2 protein-coding genes are annotated in these 4,559 nt (G+C 33.0%); both read left to right on the top strand.

Annotated features, from left to right (window positions below; all coding sequences use genetic code 11):
• Positions 1–384 precede the first annotated feature (384 nt).
• Positions 385–1,158, top strand: coding sequence for a glutathione S-transferase family protein (locus AFK68_RS09290; protein WP_094672474.1), 774 nt, complete (start codon positions 385–387; stop codon positions 1,156–1,158).
• Between the two features lie 368 nt (positions 1,159–1,526).
• Positions 1,527–2,588 carry an endonuclease/exonuclease/phosphatase family protein gene (locus tag AFK68_RS09285; RefSeq protein WP_094672473.1) on the top strand — a complete coding sequence of 354 codons (1,062 nt, stop codon included), beginning with the start codon at positions 1,527–1,529 and terminating at the stop codon, positions 2,586–2,588.
• The last annotated feature ends 1,971 nt before the right edge of the window (positions 2,589–4,559 follow it).

Here is a 4,559-nt window from a genome sequence, read left to right as displayed (position 1 = left end):
TCATAAACCAAATATATTTCCTTGCAGTGCTGAAGTATTTCTAACACTATCTAATATTTTAGTAGTATTAGGTTTTAGGGAAGCTGTTTTAAAGAAGGAAAAAGAAAGGAGGAAGAATGAAGAAGGAAAAAGAGAAAACTTATTAGTAAATCTCGTGATCAGCTAGAAGTCATAAACCAAATATATTTCCTTAATTTCAACTGTTTTTTGTTAGCAATTATATAGCAATGAAGAATCAGACGTGAGAATTAATGTTTTCCTTGAAAGGATAGAATAGAGCAGTTACCATATTAATCATTTTTGTCTTCTTCTCTATTCCCTATTCCCAGTATCCTTATCCTCGTTCCCTAATTGCTATAGAAATAATCAACAAGGAAAAAATTTATGAATTGCCAAAATTATCGTCTAATTACTATTCCTATCAGACATTTCTCTGAAAAAGCTCGTTGGGCATTAGACAGGCTAAAAATTAATTACACCGAAGAACCTCATGTTCCTGTTTTTCATAGAATTGCTACTCTCAAATATGATGGTAGTAGTGTTCCAGTTTTAGCTACAGAAAATCATGGTAATTTTGTTGATTCAACTGATATTTTGCATTACCTGAATGGCATAGCACCACAAGATAAAAAATTATATCCAGATATTCCAGAATTACGGAAAGAAGTTGAAGAACTAGAAGATTTATTTGATGAAAAATTAGGTGTTGCTGTGAGAAATTGGGGATATTTTTATAAGGTAAAAGATCGTCAAGCTATGCGTAGAGGTTGGTGTACAAATACTCCTTGGTATGAACAAATTGGATTTATAATTCTTTTTCCTTTCCTTTCCAATTTATTACAGAAAAAATTTCAGCTAACAGCCGAAAATGCAGCAAAATCTCTGGCAGAAATTCAGGAAGTTTTTGACTTAGTTAGTCAACGATTATCTGACGGTCATTCATATTTAGTAGGAGATAATTTTTCCGCAGCAGATTTAACTTTTGCCGCTCTATCTGCTCCTGTGTTAATGCCGTCAGAACATTTTATGAAACCTCAACCATTGTCAGAACTTCCTTCGGAAATGGCAACAGTAATTCAAGAATTACAAGCAACTCCTGCTGGAAATTATGGTCTGCGTATGTATAGAGAAGAACGTTATTTCAGTTATATCAGTTAACTGTTAACAGTACATCCTACTAAATTAGGAGGTGTAAAATACTAAAATTTATTGTTTTTATCCTCTTTAAAACCTATGGAAAGAAGTTATGTATTTGCCATTAACTGGATATTTTGGTAGAATAAACCTATTTAATTAAAGGCTTTTCCGTGATGAATACTCTATTCCTATCCCAATATCTCTACAAGTTTTTCAGGAGTATTAGGATAAGGGATAAATTTAAAAGGGAGATTTGAGACCTCATTTTCTAGTCATTAAATCATCCATCTATAGATAGGTTTATACTCATAGTTAAGAAGGACGGTTAAAGTTAAAATTTTTCTATTTCCTTCATACAGATAAAACAATTGAATATCTCATCAAAGACAATGAATCTATTCTTACTTTTGCAAAGAATTACCAAAGTATTTGTCTATAGTTATTCAGGATTAATTTTAATTTACTTGATACTCCGACTAATATTCTGGGATAAATTCTGGTTAATAGCTTTAGTTGGAAATTTTATTCCCTTAATTCTTTTACCAATATTAATCCTGCCACTCCCGGCATTTTTAGTTATCAAAAAACGTTGGTTTTGTATAATTTCATCTATCGCTTGTCTGCTACTTATGGGTTGGCTACATACAAAATATTTTTCTCCTCAAACAATTTCCTTTTCTCCTGAAACAATTTCTGCAGTAAATGCTCAACCTCTCAAAATTTTCTCCTTAAATAATAGCTGGCATAAGACTGAACCGGAAACTCTAGTAGAAAGAATCAAACAAGAAAAACCAGACATAGTATTTTTACAAGAAATTACCAGAAATCACATTAGAAAATCCTTTCCTAAATTAAAAGCTGAATATCCTTATCAAACCTCAGACGATCTTAAAGGTTATAGAGCAGCAATTCTCAGCAAATATCCCATAGAATTTAAAGAAAATCTACACTTAGCAGGTCATTCAGAAGTTCAACAAAGAGCTATTATTAAAATTAAGCAACAGCTAATAATTGTCTACAATATTCAAACAATTTCACCTTGGATTCGACTTCGGAAAATTTTACCCTTTTTGACAATTCCAGTGTATGAATTTTCTGAGCGAACAGCAGAAATTCAAGACTTAATAGAACGACTAAAAAAAGAAACTTTGCCTGTTATTGTAGCGGGTGATTTTAATATGAGCGAACAATCTCAGGATTACTATTATTTAAAACAAGTATTAACAGATTCTTGGAGAGTATCAGGAATAGGTTTAGGTTTAACTTGGCCTGCGGGTTGGCGTCTGGATTTTTTGATTCCAAATTCCACCTGGAAATTGGATTATCCTCTGTTTAGAATTGACTATATTTGGTATTCAAATCATTGGGTTTCTCAGTCTGCTGAAGTTTTGCCATCTACAGGTTCAGATCATTTGCCCTTAGTGGCGGAATTGGTGTTAAGAAAATCGTGAAATTATTATGCTTTGTAATTGGTTATTTGTAGAAGATTTCACTATTCTCACAACTAATATTTTATTAGCAGGGTTAGCCGAAAATATTACCCAACATTACCCAACCATTCTAAAAGGTAGTTCCCTAGAATACGGTTCAAAAATGCAAGAATCGAACCTACACCCACGGTTATTAACCAAAAATTTCTCCACCAACTAATTCTAGTAAAATATTTTTCTCTTTCCTTCTTTGATTCTTCAGTAAAAAGAAGAAAACGATAAGTAGGTAATTTAATTAACCTAAGAATCAATTGAGCGAATAGAAGAGAGGTAAAAAAAGAAAAGAAAGCAAGAGGAAATAATAGAAGATCATTTTTTGAATCTATTACTTTGCAAGTATTAAAAAAATTAATAAGAAAGTCTAATTTTTTTCCAGGTAGTACATTGTCTCCTACAAACTGACCTATTTTACCTGAAAAATTCCAACAACTTATTAAACTTTCCTGCGAATATATCCACAAGAGTACAAGAGATAGTAAAAAGCCAAGAATCAAAGAAGGAATTTGAAGCACTATAGGGTTTTCCATAACTTTTCGCNCCTACAAACTGACCTATTTTACCTGAAAAATTCCAACAACTTATTAAACTTTCCTGCGAATATATCCACAAGAGTACAAGAGATAGTAAAAAGCCAAGAATCAAAGAAGGAATTTGAAGCACTATAGGGTTTTCCATAACTTTTCGCCTGAAGCCAGCAAAAGGCACATCTACTATCTTGACAAAACCTATAATGTAGTTACGGACAATCTCGGCAATTTCAATTCCCCAGCCTTGATTAGTAAATCTGATAAGATAACTAATTTTAGGTATTTGATCTACAAAGCCAACATCGAATATCTGAGAAATTAACTTCTTCTTTCTACTTTCTGATTTTGCTGAAGAAGGAGTATCTTCCTCTACTGAGAATACCGATATTTCCTGCTTCTCTGGAACTTTTTTATCATGGAATTCAACAAGGTAAACCCAAGTAAATATAAAGCCTGTACAAATCAAATTTTTTCGTTGTTTCTTTTCGTATTCCTGAAAACTCTTAATACCACTAAATGAAAGTGAAGAATTATCATTGAAAAATAACTTAGCTCTAAATTCTACCAACATAGACTGGTTCTGCTCTGTTATTCTGTCATCTATTATGTAATTAAGCTTTTGAAACCCTGGAAAATCTATCTCAAATGCACCTTCTACATATCCCTCAACTGACTCAGGTTTGCCTAGAAGAGAAACTACGAACTCTGTAAAAGCATCCCTATTTACATCAAGACTGATTGAAGAGTTATTTCGTTGCATAGAAATATTTGGAATTTCTAAATTATCATTATCCATTTGAATAAATTCCTATAAGTTAACCAAACCTATTATAGAAACGATTTAATATTGCTCTATACGCAATAAAGGAGAGAAAAATTTCACCATCCATCTCCGGGAGCTTCAGCAAATGAAAATACTATTGCTCTATACGCAATAAAAGAGAAAAATTTCACCATCCATCTCCGGGAGCTTCAGCAAATGAAAATACTATTGCTCTATACGCAATAAAAGGAAAAATTTCACCATCCACCTCCGGGAGCTTCAGCAAATGAAACTACTATTGCGCAATACGCAATAAAAAAGAAAAATTTCATCCTCCACCTCCGGGAGCTTGAGCAAATGAAATGACTATTGCGTATTGCGCAATAAAAGGAAAATTCCACCATCCACCTCCAGGAGCTTGAGCAAATGAAACTACTATTGCGCAATACGCAATAAAAGAGAAAAATTTCATCCTCCACCTCCAGGAGCTTCAGCAAATGAAACTACTATTGCGCAATACGCAATAAAAGAGAAAAATTTCATCCTCCACCTCCGGGAGCTTCAGCAAATGAAAAGACTATTGCGCAATACGCAATAAAAAGGAGGGAAAAATTTTTACCCTCCACCTTCGGGAGCTTCAGC

The organism is Hydrocoleum sp. CS-953 (assembly GCF_002260545.1).
Classification (GTDB): Bacteria; Cyanobacteriota; Cyanobacteriia; order Cyanobacteriales; family Microcoleaceae; genus Trichodesmium.
The sequence above is the reverse complement of the archived record's forward strand: the minus strand, read 5'-3'. Positions and strand labels throughout refer to the sequence as shown.